Consider the following 18369-nt stretch of genomic DNA (forward strand, 5'->3'; position numbering starts at 1 on the left):
GTTGCGCGGTCGCTGCAACTTGCGCCTAGACTAGCCCGTTCGACTACGTCGAATCGGAATGGAGTTTTTAGACATTCGTTTATCTATTCGTGGTTTCTAATACATATGGCATCCAACGCGTTCACCCGGATTTGGTTTGCTTTGAGCCGCCTAAGGCGCGCCACGAACGGTAACGTTGCCGTCATCGTTGCCTTCACCTTGCCGGTCGTGGTTGGCGGCGCCGGCCTCGGTGTGGAGACATCCTTCTGGTATTACAGCAGCCTTAAGCTGCAGGCCGTTGCCGATGCCGCGGCCTATGCCGGCGCGCTCGAGAAGGTCGCGGGTTCCGATAACCCGACCATCATCGCCGCCGCCACGCAGTCCGCGACCTCGAACAATTTTGCCACGCCGGGCACGATCCAGGTCAACACGCCGCCATTGTCCGGCCCGAACACCGCGAAGAAGGCAGTGGAGGTCATCGTCAAGCAGAACCTCGACCGCTACTTCACGGCGATTTTCAACCAGGCGCCCGTTGCCGAACAGGCAAGGGCGGTGGCGCTGATCAATGACGCCTCCAAAGCTTGCGTGCTGGCGCTCAGTCCGTCGGCCTCCCAGGCTGCGCTCTTTTCCGGTAACACCACCGTCAACCTCACCGGCTGTTCGGTCATGTCGGACTCGATTGCCTCGGACGCCATAAAGACGCAGGGCTCGGCGGTGCTCAAGGCCGACTGCCTGATCACGGTCGGCGGCATGGTGCTGAACAATCCAGCGACCACAGTCTGCAAGTCCAACATCACCCGAGCCTTGCCGGCAGCCGATCCTTTCTCCGGCTTGGCGACGCCGACAGCCGGCAACCCTTGCAAGAATGTCAACGGCAACAAGACGTCGCAAACACTCCAGCCTGGCACCTACTGTAGCGGCATGAGCCTCAGCGGCAACGTCACCCTGCAGCCCGGCGTCTACGTCGTGCAGGGCGGTATGAAGGTCAACGCCAACGCGGTCGTCGCCGGCAGCGGGGTAACCATCTTCATGGCAGGCAGCAACACCGTCAGCATGAACGGCAACGCCAAGGTGACGCTGAGCGCGCCTACCTCCGGAGCCTATTCCGGCGTGCTGTTCTACGGCGACAGGACCGGGACCGCGGCGCAGAGCACCTTCAACGGCACCGCGGCCTCGCTTTTGACCGGCGCCATCTATTTCCCCAGGCAGCAGGTCAACTACCTTGGCAACTTCTCCGGGAACGGCGGCTGCACTCAGGTCGTCGCCGACACCATCCAGTGGTCCGGCAGTACGACCATCAAGCAGGACTGCACCAGCCTCGGGATGAAGAACATTCCGGCGACGCAATCCGTTCAGCTCGTCGAGTAGCTGGATGGGTGGGCGGACCTTGCGCATTGTCCTGGACAAATCCGGGATAGCTGCCGTCGAGTTTTCCATGTTGCTGCCCATCCTGTGCCTCGTCTGCCTCGGCATCGCCGACGGCTGGTCCTACGTAACGAGTTACCTGCAGATGCGCGCGGGCGTTAAAACCGCGGCCAATCTCGTAATGGCCGGCGCGTCCAATGACACCGGAACGCAGGCGGTCGCGCTTTCGAGCTGGAACGACAAGCCCGAGGACGCCGCGGTCGTACTGGTCCGCTCCTATTTGTGCGGCGCCACGGTCGTGGATGCGACCACCATTTGCGGCGGAACGAAGCTGCCGACCGTCTTCGTCCAGATAACGGCGACGGGCACCTGGGTGCCCCCGTTTAACTTCGGTGTCTTCCCGGACCCGCGCGCGATCAGTCATCAGCAGGTGATCCGTGTCCGCTGAAAGGATCGGATCCAGGTGGCGCCGTGACTGCTCCGGCGCAGCCGGGCTGGAATTCGCCTTGATCGCGCCTTTCCTGGTGATGCTTTTGTTCGGAATCTTCGCCTTCGGCTGGGCCATGAATGCCGTGTCGACCGTCCGCTATACACTGGAAACCTCTTCCCGGGCGCTGCAGCTGAACAACACGCTTTCGCAGAGCGACATCCAGGCCATCGCCACGCAGAAATTGGTGAACCTGGGTCTGAAGAACGTCATTGTGACGATCGCGACCGACCCTGCCAGCGGCGGTTTCAAGATGGCGCATCTGACCGCCAGCTATGCCTTCGTCATCGCTTTCCCGTATTTCGACCAGTATCCGATAAATTACGCCACGACCGTCACGGTGCCCCTGGTTGCTAGCTAGGCGTACGACCGGCTTCGTTGAGTTGGCGGCGCCGAACTCAGACCGTAACGGATCGACTGGGAACCATCGCTCGATCTGGAATTGGTCGATTCTCTTCGCCGCTGTAGATGCTTAAAGCTCGCTCCTGAGACCTCAGGGATGGACTTTTTCTATGGAACTAAAGTCGGGCTGCTTGCTTGGTCGCGTCCGTGAAAATCACCGAAGACCAGTCCATCAGTGCTGCAACATGCCGACAGGCTATCTCAGTCACCAAGCCTTTGATCTTGCTGGTGATCCCGACAGGAATCGAACCTGTGACCTACAGATTAGGAATCTGCCGCTCTATCCTACTGAGCTACGGGACCACGCGGCCCGACACATAGCCGCTTCCGATCGTTTCGCCAAGAGGCTCGCCGAAGGCAATTCGGCCGGCCTTTCGGCGGTATATGTCAGGCTGCGAGCGCCGTTTCGGCCAGTTTTACCCAGTAGCTCATGCCGTGCGGGATGACTTCGTCGTTGAAGTCGTAGGCCGGATGGTGGAGGCCGGCGGTCTCGCCATTGCCGATGAAGATGAAGGCGCCAGGGCGGGCTTCCAGCATGTAGGAGAAGTCTTCGCCGCCCATCACCGGCTGGATGGCGCGGTGGACCTGGGTGTCGCCGGCGACATTTGCCGCGACATCGCCGGCAAAGACCGTTTCTTCCGGATGATTGAAGGTCACGGGATAGTTGGCGTCATAGTCGACAGTGATCGTCGCGCCGAAGGCGGTGGCTATTCCTTCGCAGATGGTGCGGATGCGCTCTTCCGATTTCTTGGCGATCTCTTTCTTCAGTGTGCGCACCGTGCCGGCAATCTCGGCGGTCTCGGGAATGACGTTGTAGGCGTCGCCGGCGTGGAACTTCGTCACCGAAACCACCACCGCCTCGACCGGATCGGTGCTGCGCGAAGCGACCGTCTGAAGGGCGCCGACCAACTGGCTGGTGATGACGATCGGGTCGATCGTGCCGTGCGGCATCGCCGCATGGCCGCCGCGGCCCTTCACGGTGATGGTGAACTCGGCGGTCGCCGCCATGATCGGACCCGGCCGGATGGCGAACTGGCCCACCGGCAGGCCCGGCATGTTGTGCATGCCAAAGACGCGCGAAATATCGAAACGCTCCATCATGCCGTCCTTGACCATCTCGTTGCCGCCGCCGCCGCCCTCTTCGGCTGGCTGGAAGATAACCGCGACCGAACCGGCGAAATTGCGCGTTTCGGTCAGATATTTGGCGGCGCCCAAAAGCATCGCCGTATGGCCGTCATGGCCGCAGGCGTGCATTTTGCCGGGAACGGTCGAGGCATAGGGCTTGCCGGTGATCTCGTTGATCGGCAGCGCGTCCATGTCGGCGCGCAAGCCGATGGTCGCGCCTTGCCCCTTGCGGCCATGGATGATGCCGACGACGCCGGTCTTGCCGAGGCCCGTCACCACGTCGTCGCAGCCGAATTCCTTCAGCTTCTCGGTGACGAAGGCGGCGGTCTTGAAGACATCGAAATTCAGTTCTGGCGTCTGGTGCAGATGGCGTCGCCAGCCGGCAACTTCATCCTGCATCTCGGCGGCGCGGTTGAGAATCGGCATAATGGTTCCATCTCGCTGTTGGAGCAGACGATCTGGCCTGCTTGATTGCAATTGTGATTGCCATGCTTGTTGCCATCTTGGCACTTTGCCATCTTGGCGTCACATAGGGTAAATAGCACCCCAGACAATGTGATCCGGAAATTGAGGGCCGGATCAGGTCATGCTGGCCATCGCGTAACGAAATCTTACGGAGCCAGGGGCGACTACGGCAAGAGGCGATTTCGGATTCCATGATGCGGCACAGCCATATCCTCAAATTACTGCTAACGGGCGGCTTGGCGCTACCTATGCTGGCTGGGCCAGCTTTGGCCAATCCGGTGATCCTGTTCGACCTCAACAGCGGCAAGGTTCTGCAGCACCAGGACGCCTTCAAGCGCTGGTATCCCGCTTCGCTGAGCAAGCTGATGACCGCCTATGTCACCTTCCGGGCGATTGCCGCCGGCGAGGTCCAGCTCGATTCACCGATCAAGGTGACCAAGCATTCGGCGGGCGAACCGCCGAGCAAGATGGGCTTCAAGCCGGGCTCGGTGATGCGGCTCGACAATGCGTTGAAGATGATGCTGGTCAAATCGGCCAACGATATCGCCATGGCCATCGGCGAAAACATAGGCGGCTCGCAGGCCGGATTCGCCGTTCGCATGAATGCGGAGGCGGCGCGGCTTGGCATGACCGGAACGCATTTCGTCAATCCGAACGGCCTGTTTTCGCCGGAGCAGTACACGACGGCGCGCGATCTTGCCCTGCTGGTGATGGCGATCCGCAAGGAATTCCCGCAATACGCCCCCTGGTTCTCGATCGAAGGCCTTGCCGTCGGCAAGAAGGCGATCTCCAACTACAATCTCTTGATCGGGCGCTATCCCGGCGCCGACGGCATGAAAACCGGGTTCGTCTGTCCCTCGGGCTTCAACATGATCGGCTCGGCGACACGCAATGGCCGCACGCTGGTCGCGGTCGTGCTCGGCGAAAAATCGGCGATCAGCCGTGCCGAGACCGCCGCCAGGCTGCTCGACCAGGGCTTTGCCACGCCCGACCCGAACTGGCTCACGGTCGCGGCCATGCCTTCCTATGGCGATACAATGTCACCCAACGACATGCATGATGAGATCTGCAGGAAGAAGGCGCCGCACGAGCAGTCCGAGGCGGCTCCGCCGGTGGCCGCGAAGGGTGCCGACGTGCCGAAATCGCCCTATCAGGAAAAGCTCGACCACGTGCCGACGCTGGTTGCCGTGGGCCTCGGCGGCGCCACCGGGCCGGCGCCGAAGGCGATGCTCGACCAGGGCGGCCAGGAATACGCCGATGTGCCGCTGCCGAGCTGGCGGCCAGACATTCCGGCGCCAAAGGGCGCCGAACCGGCCGTGGTGGGCCAGGCAACCGCGGTGCAGGGTGACCAGCTGGTCAAAGCCGCGAACTAGGCGATGGCTGGCTTTCCGATACCCGTCACGGTGGTCACCGGCTTCCTCGGCGCCGGCAAGACGACATTGCTCAACCGGCTGCTCAAAGATCCGGCACTGGTCGACACGGCCGTCATCATCAACGAATTCGGTGAGGTGGCGATCGACCACCTGCTGGTCGAGCAGGCCTCGGACGGCATCATCCAGTTGTCCGACGGCTGTCTGTGCTGCACGGTGCGCGGCGAACTGGTCGATACGCTGGCTGACCTCGTCGACCGGCTGCAGACCGGCCGTATCGCCCGCCTTGCCCGCGTCGTCGTCGAAACCACCGGGCTCGCCGATCCGGCGCCGGTGCTGCAGTCGATCATGGCGCATCCCGCCCTTGTGCAGGCCTTCCGACTTGATGGCGTCATCACGCTGGTCGACGCGGTCAACGGCAATGCGACGCTCGACGGCCATGTCGAGGCGGTCAAGCAGGTGGCGGTCGCCGATCGCATCGTGCTGACCAAGGTCGATCTGGCCAGCGATCCCGGCGACGTCGATGCTTTGCGAACGCGACTCCATCAGCTCAATCCAGGCGCCGTGGTGCTGGAGGCCGGCGACGGCCGAACCGGCGTCACGGCGCTGTTCGATTGCGGCCTCTACAATGCGGCGACCAAATCCGCCGATGTCCGGCGCTGGCTCGGCGAAGAAGCCGCCCATGAGCACCACCATCATCATGATCACGGCGAACATGAGCACCACCACCGCCACGATTCCCGCGTGCGCTCCTACTCGCTGGTCCATGACGGCCCGGTGCCGTTTTCGGCGATCGAGATGTTCCTCGACCTGCTGCGTTCTGCGCATGGCGACAAGCTTTTGCGGATGAAGGGCGTCATCGAGCTTGCGGAGGACCCGTCGCGGCCGCTTGTCGTCCACGGGGTGCAGAAGATCCTGCATCCGCCGGCGCGGCTGCTGGCCTGGCCGGACGGCCAACGCGGCACCAGGCTGGTGCTGATCACGCTCGATATGCCGGAAGATTATGTGCGCCGGCTGTTTTCCGCCTTCACCAACCGGCCGTCGATCGACACGCCGGATCGCGCGGCGCTGGAGAGCAATCCGCTGGCGATAGCCGGGGGCTGATTGTCAGGCTCGCTATGCGCCGCGTTCGACCAGGAAGCGGTGGCCGCCGCTGACGGCTGATGTTTCAACAAGCTGGTGGCCAGCGTCGGCGCAAAAGGCGGGGATGTCGATGACCGCCAGCGGGTCGGTGGTCTCCAGCCAAAGCCGGCTGCCCGGCTGCATTGCCGCCAGGCGTTTTTTCGCCTTGAGAACGGGCAGGGGGCAGTTCAGGCCCTTGAGGTCATAGATCGCGGTGTGATTTGTTTGTTTGTCTTCATGCATGTCTTTGTCCCAAAACCGCTGCGCACTTTTGGGCGACATGCATCGGCAAGGCGAAAAACCTCAGCCGCCGAACATGCCTAGCAGCTTGTTCTTGATCTTCGACATCCGGCTTTCGTCCGCCGGCGGTTCTGCAGGCGCCGCCTCGACGCTCGCAGTGGCGACCGGCTGCTGGGGGGCCTGCTTGGCTGCTTCCTTTTCGGCCAGCGCTTGGGCCTTTGCGGCTTGCTTTTCAGCCAGTGCCTGGGCCTTGGCGGCTTTCGCAGCCTCGATGGCAGCAACCCGCTGTTCCTCGGCCTTGCGCTTGGCTTCCTTCTCTGCGTCCAGCGCCGCCATCTTGCGGCCGGCGGGCGAATCGATGCGGCCCATGCGCGCCGTCTCGGTCAGCGTGCCGTCGGAATTCAGCGACGGCGGTTCGATCGGCACGCGCTCGCCCCGGGCGCGGCGCTTCGACCATTCGGAAACGATGGCGGCTTCCTTGATGCCGGCAATGGTCGGCTTGGGCGCCGGCACGCTGGCTTTGACCGCGCCGGTGAAGGCCGCGTCATAGCTGCTTTGATAGGCGTTGAGTGCGCTCTTCAGCGAATCCGGCTGCGTGGTCGCCGGGCAGGCGCCGGTCGGATCGAATGTCGTGCCCTCGGGCGCCACCTGGTTGAAGACATAGCGCTTGTCGCAGACATCGACTTTCGGCGGCACCTTGGTGATCTCGAAATTGTCGTAACCGACCTTCAGCATCTTCCAGAACTCATAGTTCGGGTCGTTGCGGTAACGCGCCATGTTGGCGGCGGTCATGCGGAATGGGAAAGCCTGGATCTGGAACTCGGTCTGGCCGCCCTGGAAGGCATCGCGACCAAAAGCGTAGATCTGCTCGATCTGCGGATCGGTCATCGAATAACAGCCCGACGACGAGCAGGCGCCGTGCACCATCAGATTGGCGCCGGTGCGGCCATTGGCACGGTCATAGGCGTTGGGATAGCCGATGTTGAAGGACAGGTGATAGTTCGAGCGCGGATTCATCTGCGACGGGCGGACCGTATAGAAACCTTCCGGCGCCTGGCGGTCGCCCTCGGTGTATTTCGGGCCGAGCTTGCCCGACCATTTGCAGATGTCGTAGCTGGCGACCATCTCGTAGCGGCCGGTGGTCTTGGCCTTCCAGATTTCGAGCTTGCCTTCTTCCTTGAAGATGCGAGCCATCACCGACGAGGTGCGGATCATGCCCTTGGCCTTCATGTCGGCCAGGATCTTGTCCGGCAGCGGCTTGCTGGCTTCCGGCGCAAAATTCTTCATAGAGGAATCGTTGCAGCCGGCAACGCCAAGCGCGGCGATCAGAAGTGCGGTGCGGGCAAGCTTGGCAAACATGGATACGGCTATGTCTTTTTCTCGCGTCACGGGCCGGATAGCGCCCGGTCCTGTATGCTGAACACTGACGGACACCCTAAGCCCGTTAACCTTGAAAATTCCTTACCGCAAGCGTCGGACGGCGTCCCCCACGGCAATTCGCCCGGTGTCACGGATTTTTTATTGAGCCGAATGCGGCGGCATTTTTATGGCGAAATTGCTCCTTGACGCCACGTTGCGGTGCGTTGCCCGCCGAAATCAGAGGCTGCGGCCCATCGCCAGGTATTTTTCGCGGCGCTGTTCGCGAAAATCGGTATTGGCGCCGGCAAATTCCTTCATCGTCTTGGCAATGAGGTCGCCGGTGGCGGCGATCACCGTTTCGGGCGCGCGCTGGGCGCCGCCGAGCGGCTCGGCAATGATGGCGTCGATGATCTTCATTTCCAGAAGGTCCTGGGCGGTGATCTTCATGTTGGTCGCCGCATCCTTCGAGCGCGTGGTGTCGCGCCACAGGATCGAGGCAGCGCCTTCCGGCGAGATCACCGAATAGATGGCGTGTTCCAGCATGTAGACGCGGTTGGCGGTGGCGATCGCAATGGCGCCGCCCGAACCGCCTTCGCCGATGACGACCGAAATCGATGGCACTTTGAGGCCGAGGCAGGCCGAGGTTGAACGGGCGATGGCTTCAGCCTGGCCGCGTTCCTCGGCGCCAACGCCGGGGTAGGCGCCGGCGGTGTCGACCAGCGTCAGAAGTGGAATCTGGAAGCGGTCGGCAAGTTCCATCAGCCGCACGGCCTTACGGTAGCCTTCAGGGCGCACCGAGCCGAAATTGTGCTTGAGCCGGCTCGCCGTGTCGGAGCCCTTTTCCTGGCCGATGACGGCCACCGGTTCGCCGCGGAATCGGGCGAAGCCGCCGATGATCGCCTGGTCCTCGCCGAAATTGCGGTCGCCGGCGAGCGGCGTGAAATCGCTGAACAGACCCTTGATGTAGTCGAGGCAATGCGGCCTGTCGGTGTGGCGCGCGACCTGCACCTTCTGCCACGGCGTCAGCGCCTTGTAGATGTCGCGCAGCGCGTCGCGCACGCGCTTCTCGAGCCGGCTGATTTCGTCGCCGACATCGACCGCCTCGCCATTCTCGGCAAGCTTCTTCAGCTCGAGGATCTTGAGTTCAAGGTCCTGCACCGGCTTTTCGAAATCGAGGTAATTGTACATTCTTGAGCGGACCGATGCGTCGGAAGGCAAACATCGCGCAGATGTAGGCTCCGCGCGGGCACGTTGCCCTCACATAGCGATATGAGGCCTAGTCGGCAAGCGGATGATGATCGTTGACCAGCCGCACCAACCGCTCTTCCAGCACATGCGTGTAAATCNCTGCGTGGTCGAGATATCGGCGTGGCCGAGCAGCTGCTGCACCGCCCTGAGATCGGCGCCGTTCTGCAGGAGATGGCTGGCGAAAGCATGGCGCAGCACATGCGGCGAAATTTTCGCCGCCGATATGCCGGCCCGCGCGGCAAGGCCTTTGAGGTCGCGGGCAAAGACCTGCCGGGAGAGAAAGCCGCTGTCGCCGGCGGCCGGGAACAGAAACGGGCTGTCGGCGAAAGCCGGCACCGACGCCCGGGCCGTGAGCCATGCCCGCATCGCCATGCGGGCCTTGGCCGACAGCGGCACCATGCGCTCCTTGTCGCCCTTGCCGCGCACCATGAAGAAGCGGTCGTCGCGCTGCGCGACGGTCACCGGCAGGCCGACAAGTTCGGAGACGCGCAGGCCGGTGGCATAGAGCACCTCGACCAAAGCGTGCAGGCGCAGTGCCGCCACCCGGTCGCCATTGACGCCATCGCCTGTCTCAAGCGCCGCACGGTCGAGCAGCCGACCGGTATCGGCCTCGCTCATCGTCTTGGGCAGCGGCCGGCCCTTTTTCGGACTGTCCAGCGTGCCGGTCGGGTCGTCGCCGCGCAAGCCCTCGGCGTAGAGAAACTTGAAGAACTGGCGGATCGCCGACAGTTTGCGCGCCTGCGACGTCGACGCAAAGCCGCGCGCCGCGATATCGTCGAGATAGGCGCGGATGTCGGCTGCGGCGGCAGCGGCAAGCCCGCCGGCAATCTGCTGCGAAGCGTCTTCGAGATCACGGCGGTAGGAAGACAGCGTGTTTGCAGCGGCACCGCGTTCGGCGCTCATCATCTCGAGAAAGGCTTCGATGCAAGCCGCGCTGTTCATGTTCCAGGGGTCAGTTTGGGTCAGTTTTTCTTGGGGTTCAGCTTTTCCGGTGGGATGCGCACGGTGATTTCGGCTTTTTTCGGCTCGACGAACATCGCCAGCGCCACCATCGTACCATAGGCAATGCCGGCAAGAATCATCATCGTCACGACAAAGCGGAACAGTGTCGGCATCAATCTTCGCCCGTCTTCTTGCTCTGCGATTCCAAGCCCGTGTCCTTATGGGACGCTAATTCCGTCAATTCAAGGACGAAGGGCTCTGCGTGCGAAAGGCGCTATGCTTGACGCAAACGGGCTTTTGATGTCGATACGCCGGCAAAGACGGCTTAGAAACAGCATGGTCTCATGAACGCGTTACCAGCAAATCCTCCCGGCGATAGCCATGCCGCGCTGCTCGACAGGCTGGGCAGCCGCTCGATCGTCTTTGTCGGCCTGATGGGCGCCGGCAAGACGGCGATCGGCCGCAAGGTGGCGACGATGCTGTCGCTGCCCTTCGTCGACAGCGACCAGGAGATCGAAACCGTGTCGCGCATGACGGTGCCGGAACTGTTCGAACGTTATGGCGAGACCGAATTCCGGGCATTGGAGCAGCGCGTCATCCTGCGCGTGCTGGAGAGTGGGCCGCAGGTGCTGTCGACCGGCGGCGGCGCGTTCATGAATGCGCAGACGCGGGAAGCGATCGCCGGGCATGGCGTGTCGGTGTGGCTGAAGGCCGAGATCGACCTGTTGATGGAACGCGTGTCCAAGAAGCAGAACCGGCCGTTGCTCAAAAGCGCCGATCCGCGCGCCGTGCTCGAGCGGCTGATGGGCGAGCGCTACCCGGTCTATGCCACGTCCAACATCACGGTGCCGACACGCGACGACCGCAAGGAGGTCATTGCGACCGAGGTTGTCGACGCGCTGTGCGGGCATTTCGGCATTCCGGCTCCGACTGCGCCGGGCGAGGTGCGGCTGTGAGCGAACCGGTCACTGTCGAGGTCGGCCTTGGCGAGCGTGCCTATGACATCCTGATCGGCCCCGGCCTTTTGGCGCGCGCCGGCGCCGAGATTTCGCGCCGCCTGCCCGGCACGAGAGCGGCGGTGGTCACCGACGACAATGTCGCGGCGGCACATCTCGACGCGCTGAAGGCCGGTCTGGAAACAGGCGGCATCCAGCCTGCCGTCATCACTTTGCCGGCCGGCGAAAAGACCAAGAGCTTTGCCCATCTCGAAGAGGTGGTCGACGGCGTGCTCGCCGCCAAGCTGGAGCGCGGCGATGTCGTCATTGCGCTCGGCGGTGGCGTCATCGGCGACCTCACCGGCTTTGCCGCCGGCATCGTGCGCCGCGGCATGAATTTCGTCCAGATTCCAACCTCGCTGCTGGCGCAGGTCGATTCCTCGGTCGGCGGGAAAACCGGCATCAACAGTCCGCGCGGCAAGAATCTGGTCGGTGTCTTCCACCAGCCGAAACTGGTGCTGGCCGACACCGAAGTGCTCGACACGCTGCCGATCCGCGAATTTCGCGCCGGCTATGCCGAGCTTGCCAAATACGGGTTGATCGACCGACCGGCGTTTTTCGCCTGGCTGGAAGCGAACTGGGAAAAGGTGTTCGCTGGCGGACCGGAGCGGACCGAGGCCATTGCCGAGGCGTGCCGCGCCAAGGCCGATGTCGTCGCCCGCGACGAGTTCGAAACCGGCGACCGCGCACTGCTCAATCTTGGCCACACATTCGGCCATGCGCTGGAAGGCGCCACACAGTATGACGGCGCCCGCCTCGTCCATGGCGAAGGCGTCGCCATCGGCATGGCGCTGGCGCACCGCTTTTCCGCAAGGCTCAATCTGGCCAGCCCGGACGACGCGGCGCGGGTCGAGGCGCATCTTCGCGCCGTCGGTCTACCCTGGCGGATGGCCGACATCCCTGGTGAGTTGCCCGATGCCGAGGCGCTTCTTGGCTTCATCACCCAGGACAAGAAAGTGTCGCGCGGCGCGCTGACCTTCATCCTGACGCGCGGCGTTGGCCAGGCTTTTATTGCCAAGGATGTACCGGCGTCGGAAGTGCTTTCGTTCCTCAGCGAAAACCACCCGGGCCAGGAAGGCCGGCCGCGATGATCAACGAGCCCGGCTGGACCGTCGTCGCCGTCCTTGCCATCCTCATCCTGCTTGTCCTGGCCGTGCGCACGCGCCTGCTTGCCATGTTCGGCTATGAGTTGTCGCGCATCGAGCCGCAGCGCTCGACCCAGGACGAGTTGCGCGGCGCGGTCGACGATTTCCGCCGCGACGGCCAGATGGTGCGTGAGGACCGCGACCGTGTCGGCGGGCTGTTCGATCTCGCCGAGCTCGAAGTCTCCGACATCATGGTCCACCGCACCAATATGCGCTCGGTCAATGCCGACAATGGGCCGGAAGCCGTGGTGCGCGAGATCCTGCAGAGCCCGCACACCCGCATGCCGTTGTGGAAAGGCTCTCTCGACAACATTGTCGGCGTGCTGCACGCCAAGGACCTGCTGCGAGCGCTGAACGAGGTCGGCAACGACTTTTCCCGGATCGACGTGATGAAGATCGCGTCGAAGCCTTGGTTCGTGCCCGACACCACCACGCTGCAGGAACAGCTCAACGCCTTCCTGCGTGCCAAGGCGCATTTCGCTATCGTCGTCGACGAATATGGCGAGGTCGAAGGGCTGGTGACGCTGGAGGACATTATCGAGGAGATCGTTGGCGAGATCGCCGACGAGCACGATGTCGACATTCAGGGCGTCAAGCAGGAGGCGGACGGTTCCGTGGTCGTCGACGGCACCGTGCCGATCCGCGATCTCAACCGGGCGCTCGACTGGAACCTGCCTGACGAGGAAGCGACCACCATTGCCGGCCTGGTCATCCACGAGACGCAGTCGATCCCCGAGGAAAAGCAGGCTTTCACCTTCCACGGCAAGCGCTTCGTGGTGATGAAGCGCGACAAAAACCGGATCGCCAGAATCAGGATCAGGCCGGCGGGCGAATCTTAAAGGTACCGAGCAGGCCCGCCACATGACGCTCTTTGCCGAGCTTATGCCGCGATCTGGCTCGTAGACCGTTCGTGGATGGTCGCACCGGTTTGAGCGTCAACTGCGACCAGGCTGACCTCGTAGCCCCAGAGGCTGCGGACATGGCGCAGCGTCGCGTCACGGCTGGCCCCTTCGAGCACAACACCATCCTTTACCCTGTGTTGCAGCCGCAACTGCCGGTCGCCGAGCAGGTCGACATCAATCACCTGGATGTCCGGCCGATTCGCTCCAAGGTCGTAACTGTGGGCTAGCTGGGCGCGTATCTTGTGATAGCCACGTTCGTTGTGGATCGACGCGACTTCGAAATGCGGTTTGTCGGCTCCATCGCCAAGCACGAAGAACCGCCATTTTCGGATCAAGCTCGGGCTGAGGTACTGGCGGATAAAGGATTCGTCGCGGTGGTTGGCCCAGGCCTCAAGCAGGACCTCGCGCCAGTTGCCATGTCCTGCAATGTCCGGGAACCAGTCGCGGTCCTCCGCCGTCGGCTCGGTCGAAATGCGCTGTATGTCCTGCATCATGTCGAGGCCGAGGGCATAGGGATTGATGCCTGAAAACCGGGGATCGTCAAAGGCCGGCTGGAAGATCACGTTCGAATGGTTGCGCAGGATTTCGAGCATGGCACCTTCGCCGATCCGGCCACGATCGAATAGCATGTTCATGAGGGTATAATGCACGAAGGTGGCGCAGCCTTCATTCATGACTTGAGTCTGTCGCTGCGGGTAGAAATATTGCGCGATGACGCGGACGATCCTGATGATCTCGCGCTGCCAGGGTTCCAGGATCAGGCTGTTCTTCTCGAGGAAATAAAGGAGGTTTTCCTCGGGAAGGTTGAGCGATCTCTTGCGCTCCGCCATCCCTTGATCCTCATTGCCGGACTTGTTTTTGTTCTGCGACGGCGGCAGCGTGCGCCACAGATCGTTGTAGGAGCGCTCTTCGTATTCGAGGCGCTCGCGAAGCCCTTCGCGCTGTCGCTCCGACGAGAGCTTTGGCGGCCGGTGGTAGCGGAACACCCCTTGTTCCATCAGCGCATGGGCGGAATCGAGAATGGCCTCCACTGCTGCAAGGCCGTGCCGCTCCTCGCACCGGGCGATGTAGCCCTTGGCGAAGTCCAGATAACCCAGGATTGCCCCGGCGTCGGTCCATTGCTGAAACAGATGATTGTTCTTGAAGAAATGATTGTGGCCAAGCGCCGCGTGGGCCGTCACAAGGGCCTGCAACGCCATGGTGTTTTCCTCCATGAGGTAGACGATGCAGGGATTGGAGTTGATGACCAGTTCATAGGCCAGCCCCCGACCACCCTTACGGTAAAGAAGCTCCTGGTGAAGGAAATGTTTGCCGAACGACCAATGCCGATACATCAGTGGCATGCCGATAGATGAGTAGGCGTCGAGCATCTGCTGGGAGGAGATTATCTCCATCTGGACCGGGTAAGTATCGAGATACAACTCGTCGACCGCGATCGCCTCGATCTCTTCAAAAGCCCGCGATAATTTCTCGAAATTCCAGTCAGAACCGGAAAACAACAAATTCGTTTCGTTGGCTCGCCTGACCATCTCTCTCTCTCAAGCGCTCTTGATGGCCGCCGGCTGCCTGGCGAAGAGCCGGTGGAAGACCGGGTAAATATCCGCGGGAGCAGCGATGCGGCTCATCTGGAAGTTGGGCCATTTCAGCTCGATCGTACTGTAGGCGCGCCAAAGCGACGTCCCGTTTTCGGTAGCACCGAATATGTGGCTCTCGCGTTCGTCGATGATCTCGACATAGGCGAAATACTGGCACAGGCGCATGAGCTTGCCGTTCATGAGCTCTATGCATCGCTCGGAATCGGTGGTGAAATTGTCCCCGTCAGAGGCCTGCGCGGCGTAAATGTTCCACTCGCTGGCAGGATAGCGCTGGCCGATAATGCGGTGCATTTCGTCGAGCGCGGTGGAGACGATCGTACCGCCGCTCTGCGTGTTGTAGAAGAACGTGTCCTCATCCACTTCGTGCGCCTCATGGGTATGGCGGATGAAGACGATCTCCGTGCGTTCGTAGCGCCGTTTCAAGAACAGGTGCAGCAGCACGAAGAAGCGTTTGGCCAAGTCCTTTTCGCGTTGGCCCATCGATCCGGACACGTCCATAAGGCAGAACATGACGGCATTGGCATTCGGCACCGGCCGGGCGTCGAAGCGGTTGAATCGGATATCGACCGGATCGACAAAGGCAATTCGCCTGCGCCGTCGCTCCAGCCGGTCAAGCTCGTCGCGTAATTCCGCGATGCGCTGGCGCACCGCCGCGCCGGCCGGGGCCGACTCAAGCGTGACGATTTCCCGGAGGATCGCCTCCAGTTCCTGCTGCGTGGGGCGCCTCAGCGCAATGCGCCGGCCTAGGCTGTTGCGCATGGTGCGGCCGGCATTGATGTTGGTCGGGGAACCGGTTGCCGCGAAGCCGGCCCGGCGCGGCTTGAAGGCAAGGATTTCCTTGAGATTGAGCTTAACCAGGTCGGGCAGTTCGAGATCCTCAAAAAAGAGTTCGAGCACCTCCTCGCGTGACAGCACGAAACGAAAATCGTCTTCCGACGCCGTGTTTCCTGGCGACGACGCCGCGCCGCCCCCATGCGGCTTCGGGAGCAGGTCTCCAGGGGAAAAATGCCTGTTGCCCGGAAGGATGTGTCGGCGCCGTCCGCTGGCCCTGTCATCGTTGAAGCTCGGCTCGGCCGTTTTCCTTTCAGGCATGGGCACGGCGTGCTCGGTATCCACGTCGGCGATCCTGCCAGTGCGGATTTGATCGCGAATGCTCCGCTTCAACTCCTCGCGAGCACGCCTGAGGAAGCGCTGTCGATTGCCAAGGCTCTTGTCCTTGGGGTTCAGGCGACGGTCGATGAAGATCGGCATGGAACCATCCGGCTCTGTCAACCCGCCTTGTTCACCCGCATGTACCAGTCCACCAGCCGGCGTACCTGCCGTTCTGTGTAGCCACGCTCGATCATGCGCTGCACGAATTCGTTGTGGCGCTTTTCCGTAACGCTGTCTTGCTTGGAGCCGAAGCTGATCACCGGCAAGAGGTCCTCGACCTGTCCGAACATCCGCTTCTCGATGACCTCGCGCAGTTTTTCATAGCTGGTCCATGACGGGTTGCGGCCGTGGTTTCTTGCGCGAGCGCGCAGAGTGAACTTCACCACCTCGTTACGGAAGTCCTTGGGATTGGCGATGCCTGCCGGTTTCTCGACCTGCGAAAGTTCGTTGTCCAGGATCTCCCGGTTGAGGATCTGGCCGGTGTCGGGGTCCTTGTAGTCCTGGTCCTCAATCCAGGCATCCGCATAGGCGATGTAGCGGTCGAAGAGGTTCTGGCCGTATTCGCTATAGGACTCCAGATAGGCCTTCTGGATTTCGTGGCCGATGAACTCGGCGTAGCGCGCCGCAAGCTCCGACTTGATGAATTCAAGATAGGCCGCTTCCGTTTCCTTCGGGAACTGCTCCCGCTTGATCGCCTCCTCCAGAATGTACATCAGATGCACAGGATCGGCGGCCACCTCCTCATTATCGAAGTTGAATGTCTGCGAAAGGATCTTAAAGGCAAAGCGCGTGCTGACGCCCGTCATGCCTTCATCGACGCCGGCGGCGTCGCGATATTCTTGGACCGACTTTGCCCTGGGATCGACTTCCTTCAGATTTTCGCCGTCATAGGCGCGCATCTTGGTGTAGAGCGGCGAGTTGTCGTGCTCGGCCAAGCGCGTCGAAACTGCAAAGCGGCTGAGGATGTCCAAAACTTCAGGGGCACAGGGGCTGGCGGCCAACTCGCTCTCACGCAGCAATTTCTCATAGATCTGCCTCTCTTCGGTGATCCGCAGGCAATAGGGTACCTTGACCACCAGGATGCGATCGAGAAACGCCTCGTTGTTCTTGTTGCTCTTGAACTGTTGCCATTCCGACTCGTTGGAATGGGCGACGATGATCCCCTGGTAGGGAAAGGCGCCGAAATTTTCAGTGCCGTTGTAGCTGCCTTCCTGTGTCGCGGTCAGCAGCGGATGCAGAACCTTGATGGGTGCCTTGAACATCTCGACGAATTCAAGCAGACCTTGCGTGGTCCGGTTCAGGCCACCGCTATAGGAATAGGCATCGGGGTCGGACTGGCTAAAATTTTCCAATTGCCTGATGTCGACCTTGCCGACCAGGGCCGAGACATCCTGATTGTTCTCATCGCCAGGTTCGGTCTTGGCAATGCCGATCTGGCGCAGCCGCGAAGGCATCAGCTTGACGACGCTGAATTTGGAGATGTCGCCAGACAATTCGTCGAGGCGCTTGGCCGCCCATGGCGAAATCAATCCGTTCAGCCGGCGCCGGGCTATGCCGTATTTATCCTCTAGCAGATCACCCATGTGATCGGGATGGAACAGCCCAAGCGGCGACTCGAAAACCGGGCTGATCTGGTTGCCGACCTTCAGCGTGTAGATCGGGCGCTGCTCCATCAGTTTCTTCAGGCGCTCGGCCAGAGAGGATTTGCCGCCGCCGACCGGGCCGAGGAGATAGAGGATCTGCTTGCGTTCTTCGAGACCCTGCGAGGCATAGCGGAAATACCCGGCTATGCGCTCGATCGTATCCTCCATTCCATAGAAGTCGGAAAAATGAGGGTAGACCTTGAGGGTCCGATTCGAGAAAATGCGGCCGAGCCGCTCGTCTTTGCTGGTGTCAACCAGTTTTGGTTCGCCGATTGCGTCGACCATCCTTTCGGGAGCCGAAGCGTACATCGATTTGTCTTCCCGACAGGCAAGAAGATACTGTTGGATGCTGACCTCTTCGTCCGCCGCATTGGCATAAATTTCCGAAAAAAGATCGAAGACGTCGGATTGGGTTGCACGCATGATGTTCTGCCCTCGGAGCCGATCTGGATTCCAATCGCCTCATCACCTTCAACTGTCGGAAAGCATTGTTGGTTCCCTTCACATGAAGGAGAGTGGCTGCAATCCGGGTAGAAGGCTTGGGAGGAAACATTCGGAGTGGCTGGAATGGCGGGTTGCCCGGTGCTGCGGCGCTGATGGGCGGCGTTGTCGCCGGCCAGCTATCTCGATGGACACAAGCATCCGCCGACCTTCATCGCCTATTCGCGCGCCGAAGGCCGCGACGACCAATCGAAAGCTTTGCCAAACGCCTGCGCGCCATCGGCACTGAAGTGACGCTGTTCGACGGCAACGCCTACACGCATATGTCGATCAATCACGACTTCGGCGAGGACGGCGACGCGTTGACCGCCGCGATGCTGGCCTTCCTGAAT

At 61.7% G+C, this 18369-nt stretch carries 16 protein-coding genes, 1 tRNA gene and 1 pseudogene; 8 read left to right on the plus strand and 10 right to left on the minus strand.

The features are described from left to right. Positions 1-141: 141 nt before the first annotated feature. The 3 genes from X730_RS146680 to X730_RS146670 are packed head-to-tail and all read left to right on the plus strand — an operon-like array spanning position 142 to position 2192. Positions 142-1347: a pilus assembly protein TadG-related protein gene (locus X730_RS146680; protein WP_348633126.1), complete on the plus strand. Its 1206-nt coding sequence runs from the start codon at positions 142-144 to the stop codon at positions 1345-1347. A gap of 19 nt (positions 1348-1366) precedes the next feature. Beyond that, positions 1367-1792 carry a TadE/TadG family type IV pilus assembly protein gene (locus X730_RS146675; protein WP_245260130.1) on the plus strand — a complete coding sequence of 142 codons (426 nt, stop codon included), beginning with the start codon at positions 1367-1369 and terminating at the stop codon, positions 1790-1792. Continuing rightward, entirely contained in the window at positions 1782-2192 is a 411-nt protein-coding gene (locus tag X730_RS146670; RefSeq protein WP_023708223.1) for a TadE/TadG family type IV pilus assembly protein, read from the plus strand. Before X730_RS146675 ends, X730_RS146670 begins: the two co-directional genes overlap by 11 nt. 267 nt (positions 2193-2459) lie before the next feature. On the opposite strand, the gene X730_RS146665 is transcribed toward X730_RS146670, so the two are convergent. Together X730_RS146665 and X730_RS146660 are read right to left on the minus strand one after the other, a co-directional pair. Continuing rightward, positions 2460-2536: transfer RNA gene (locus X730_RS146665), tRNA-Arg, on the minus strand. An 84-nt stretch (positions 2537-2620) separates the two neighbouring features. Then, positions 2621-3784: a M20 aminoacylase family protein gene (locus X730_RS146660; protein ID WP_023714991.1), complete on the minus strand. Its 1164-nt coding sequence runs from the start codon at positions 3782-3784 to the stop codon at positions 2621-2623. Between the two features lie 233 nt (positions 3785-4017). Between X730_RS146660 and X730_RS146655 the strand changes: the two genes are divergently transcribed. Together X730_RS146655 and X730_RS146650 are read left to right on the plus strand one after the other, a co-directional pair. Continuing rightward, on the plus strand, positions 4018-5196 hold the full coding sequence (locus X730_RS146655; protein ID WP_023694057.1) for a D-alanyl-D-alanine carboxypeptidase family protein: 1179 nt from the start codon (positions 4018-4020) through the stop codon (positions 5194-5196). A 3-nt stretch (positions 5197-5199) separates the two neighbouring features. Then, complete coding sequence (locus X730_RS146650) at positions 5200-6297, plus strand: GTP-binding protein (RefSeq protein ID WP_023822508.1); 1098 nt, start codon at positions 5200-5202, stop codon at positions 6295-6297. A 12-nt stretch (positions 6298-6309) separates the two neighbouring features. Here the strand turns inward: X730_RS146650 and X730_RS146645 are convergent, their stop codons facing one another. The 5 genes and pseudogenes from X730_RS146645 to X730_RS146630 all read right to left on the minus strand — a co-directional run bounded on the left by X730_RS146645 (position 6310) and on the right by X730_RS146630 (position 10277). Continuing rightward, complete coding sequence (locus X730_RS146645) at positions 6310-6558, minus strand: sulfurtransferase TusA family protein (protein WP_027050749.1); 249 nt, start codon at positions 6556-6558, stop codon at positions 6310-6312. Between the two features lie 60 nt (positions 6559-6618). Continuing rightward, a complete protein-coding gene (locus X730_RS146640) occupies positions 6619-7914 on the minus strand; it encodes a murein L,D-transpeptidase family protein (protein WP_023706316.1) in 1296 nt (431 codons plus the stop codon). 237 nt (positions 7915-8151) lie between these two features. After that, a complete protein-coding gene (locus tag X730_RS146635) occupies positions 8152-9102 on the minus strand; it encodes an acetyl-CoA carboxylase carboxyltransferase subunit alpha (protein WP_023670665.1) in 951 nt (316 codons plus the stop codon). An 88-nt stretch (positions 9103-9190) separates the two neighbouring features. Beyond that, positions 9191-10104, minus strand: a pseudogene (locus tag X730_RS01000000164590) (site-specific tyrosine recombinase XerD). A gap of 20 nt (positions 10105-10124) precedes the next feature. After that, on the minus strand, positions 10125-10277 hold the full coding sequence (locus tag X730_RS146630; RefSeq protein WP_023670666.1) for a hypothetical protein: 153 nt from the start codon (positions 10275-10277) through the stop codon (positions 10125-10127). Positions 10278-10448: 171 nt separating this feature from the next. Here X730_RS146630 and X730_RS146625 point away from each other — a divergent pair, with 171 nt between their 5' ends. Genes X730_RS146625 through X730_RS146615 form a run of 3 tightly spaced genes read left to right on the plus strand, consistent with a single transcriptional unit; the run spans position 10449 to position 13083 of the window. Further along, the gene (locus X730_RS146625) at positions 10449-11060 is read left to right on the plus strand and encodes a shikimate kinase (protein ID WP_023670667.1); all 612 of its coding nucleotides are present in this window, start codon (positions 10449-10451) and stop codon (positions 11058-11060) included. Beyond that, on the plus strand, positions 11057-12190 hold the full coding sequence (gene aroB, locus X730_RS146620) for a 3-dehydroquinate synthase (RefSeq protein ID WP_023706317.1): 1134 nt from the start codon (positions 11057-11059) through the stop codon (positions 12188-12190). Before X730_RS146625 ends, aroB begins: the two co-directional genes overlap by 4 nt. Further along, positions 12187-13083, plus strand: coding sequence for an HlyC/CorC family transporter (locus X730_RS146615; protein ID WP_023670669.1), 897 nt, complete (start codon positions 12187-12189; stop codon positions 13081-13083). The genes aroB and X730_RS146615 overlap by 4 nt, the downstream gene beginning before the upstream one ends. Positions 13084-13124: 41 nt before the next feature. On the opposite strand, the gene X730_RS146610 is transcribed toward X730_RS146615, so the two are convergent. The 3 genes from X730_RS146610 to X730_RS146600 are packed head-to-tail and all read right to left on the minus strand — an operon-like array spanning position 13125 to position 17959. Beyond that, positions 13125-14675: a SpoVR family protein gene (locus X730_RS146610; protein WP_023714987.1), complete on the minus strand. Its 1551-nt coding sequence runs from the start codon at positions 14673-14675 to the stop codon at positions 13125-13127. Positions 14676-14684: 9 nt separating this feature from the next. After that, positions 14685-15992 (minus strand): YeaH/YhbH family protein, encoded by a 1308-nt coding sequence (locus X730_RS146605; RefSeq protein WP_023686733.1) that lies wholly within the window; start codon positions 15990-15992, stop codon positions 14685-14687. A gap of 17 nt (positions 15993-16009) precedes the next feature. Then, complete coding sequence (locus X730_RS146600) at positions 16010-17959, minus strand: PrkA family serine protein kinase (protein ID WP_023714986.1); 1950 nt, start codon at positions 17957-17959, stop codon at positions 16010-16012. Positions 17960-18369 lie beyond the last annotated feature (410 nt).

Origin of the sequence: Mesorhizobium sp. L103C131B0 (assembly GCF_000502275.1) — a bacterium.
GTDB lineage: Bacteria > Pseudomonadota > Alphaproteobacteria > Rhizobiales > Rhizobiaceae > Mesorhizobium.

Bases quoted from the DNA above. Each gene is read 5' to 3' on its own strand.
- X730_RS146660 (WP_023714991.1), bottom strand. From the start codon at position 3,784: ATGCCGATTCTCAACCGCGCCGCCGAGATGCAGGATGAAGTTGCCGGC.
- X730_RS146655 (WP_023694057.1), top strand. From the start codon at position 4,018: ATGCGGCACAGCCATATCCTCAAATTACTGCTAACGGGCGGCTTGGCG.
- X730_RS146650 (WP_023822508.1), top strand. From the start codon at position 5,200: ATGGCTGGCTTTCCGATACCCGTCACGGTGGTCACCGGCTTCCTCGGC.
- X730_RS146645 (WP_027050749.1), bottom strand. From the start codon at position 6,558: ATGCATGAAGACAAACAAACAAATCACACCGCGATCTATGACCTCAAG.
- X730_RS146640 (WP_023706316.1), bottom strand. From the start codon at position 7,914: ATGTTTGCCAAGCTTGCCCGCACCGCACTTCTGATCGCCGCGCTTGGC.
- X730_RS146635 (WP_023670665.1), bottom strand. From the start codon at position 9,102: ATGTACAATTACCTCGATTTCGAAAAGCCGGTGCAGGACCTTGAACTC.
- X730_RS146630 (WP_023670666.1), bottom strand. From the start codon at position 10,277: ATGCCGACACTGTTCCGCTTTGTCGTGACGATGATGATTCTTGCCGGC.
- X730_RS146625 (WP_023670667.1), top strand. From the start codon at position 10,449: ATGAACGCGTTACCAGCAAATCCTCCCGGCGATAGCCATGCCGCGCTG.
- X730_RS146615 (WP_023670669.1), top strand. From the start codon at position 12,187: ATGATCAACGAGCCCGGCTGGACCGTCGTCGCCGTCCTTGCCATCCTC.
- X730_RS146610 (WP_023714987.1), bottom strand. From the start codon at position 14,675: ATGGTCAGGCGAGCCAACGAAACGAATTTGTTGTTTTCCGGTTCTGAC.
- X730_RS146605 (WP_023686733.1), bottom strand. From the start codon at position 15,992: ATGCCGATCTTCATCGACCGTCGCCTGAACCCCAAGGACAAGAGCCTT.
- X730_RS146600 (WP_023714986.1), bottom strand. From the start codon at position 17,959: ATGCGTGCAACCCAATCCGACGTCTTCGATCTTTTTTCGGAAATTTAT.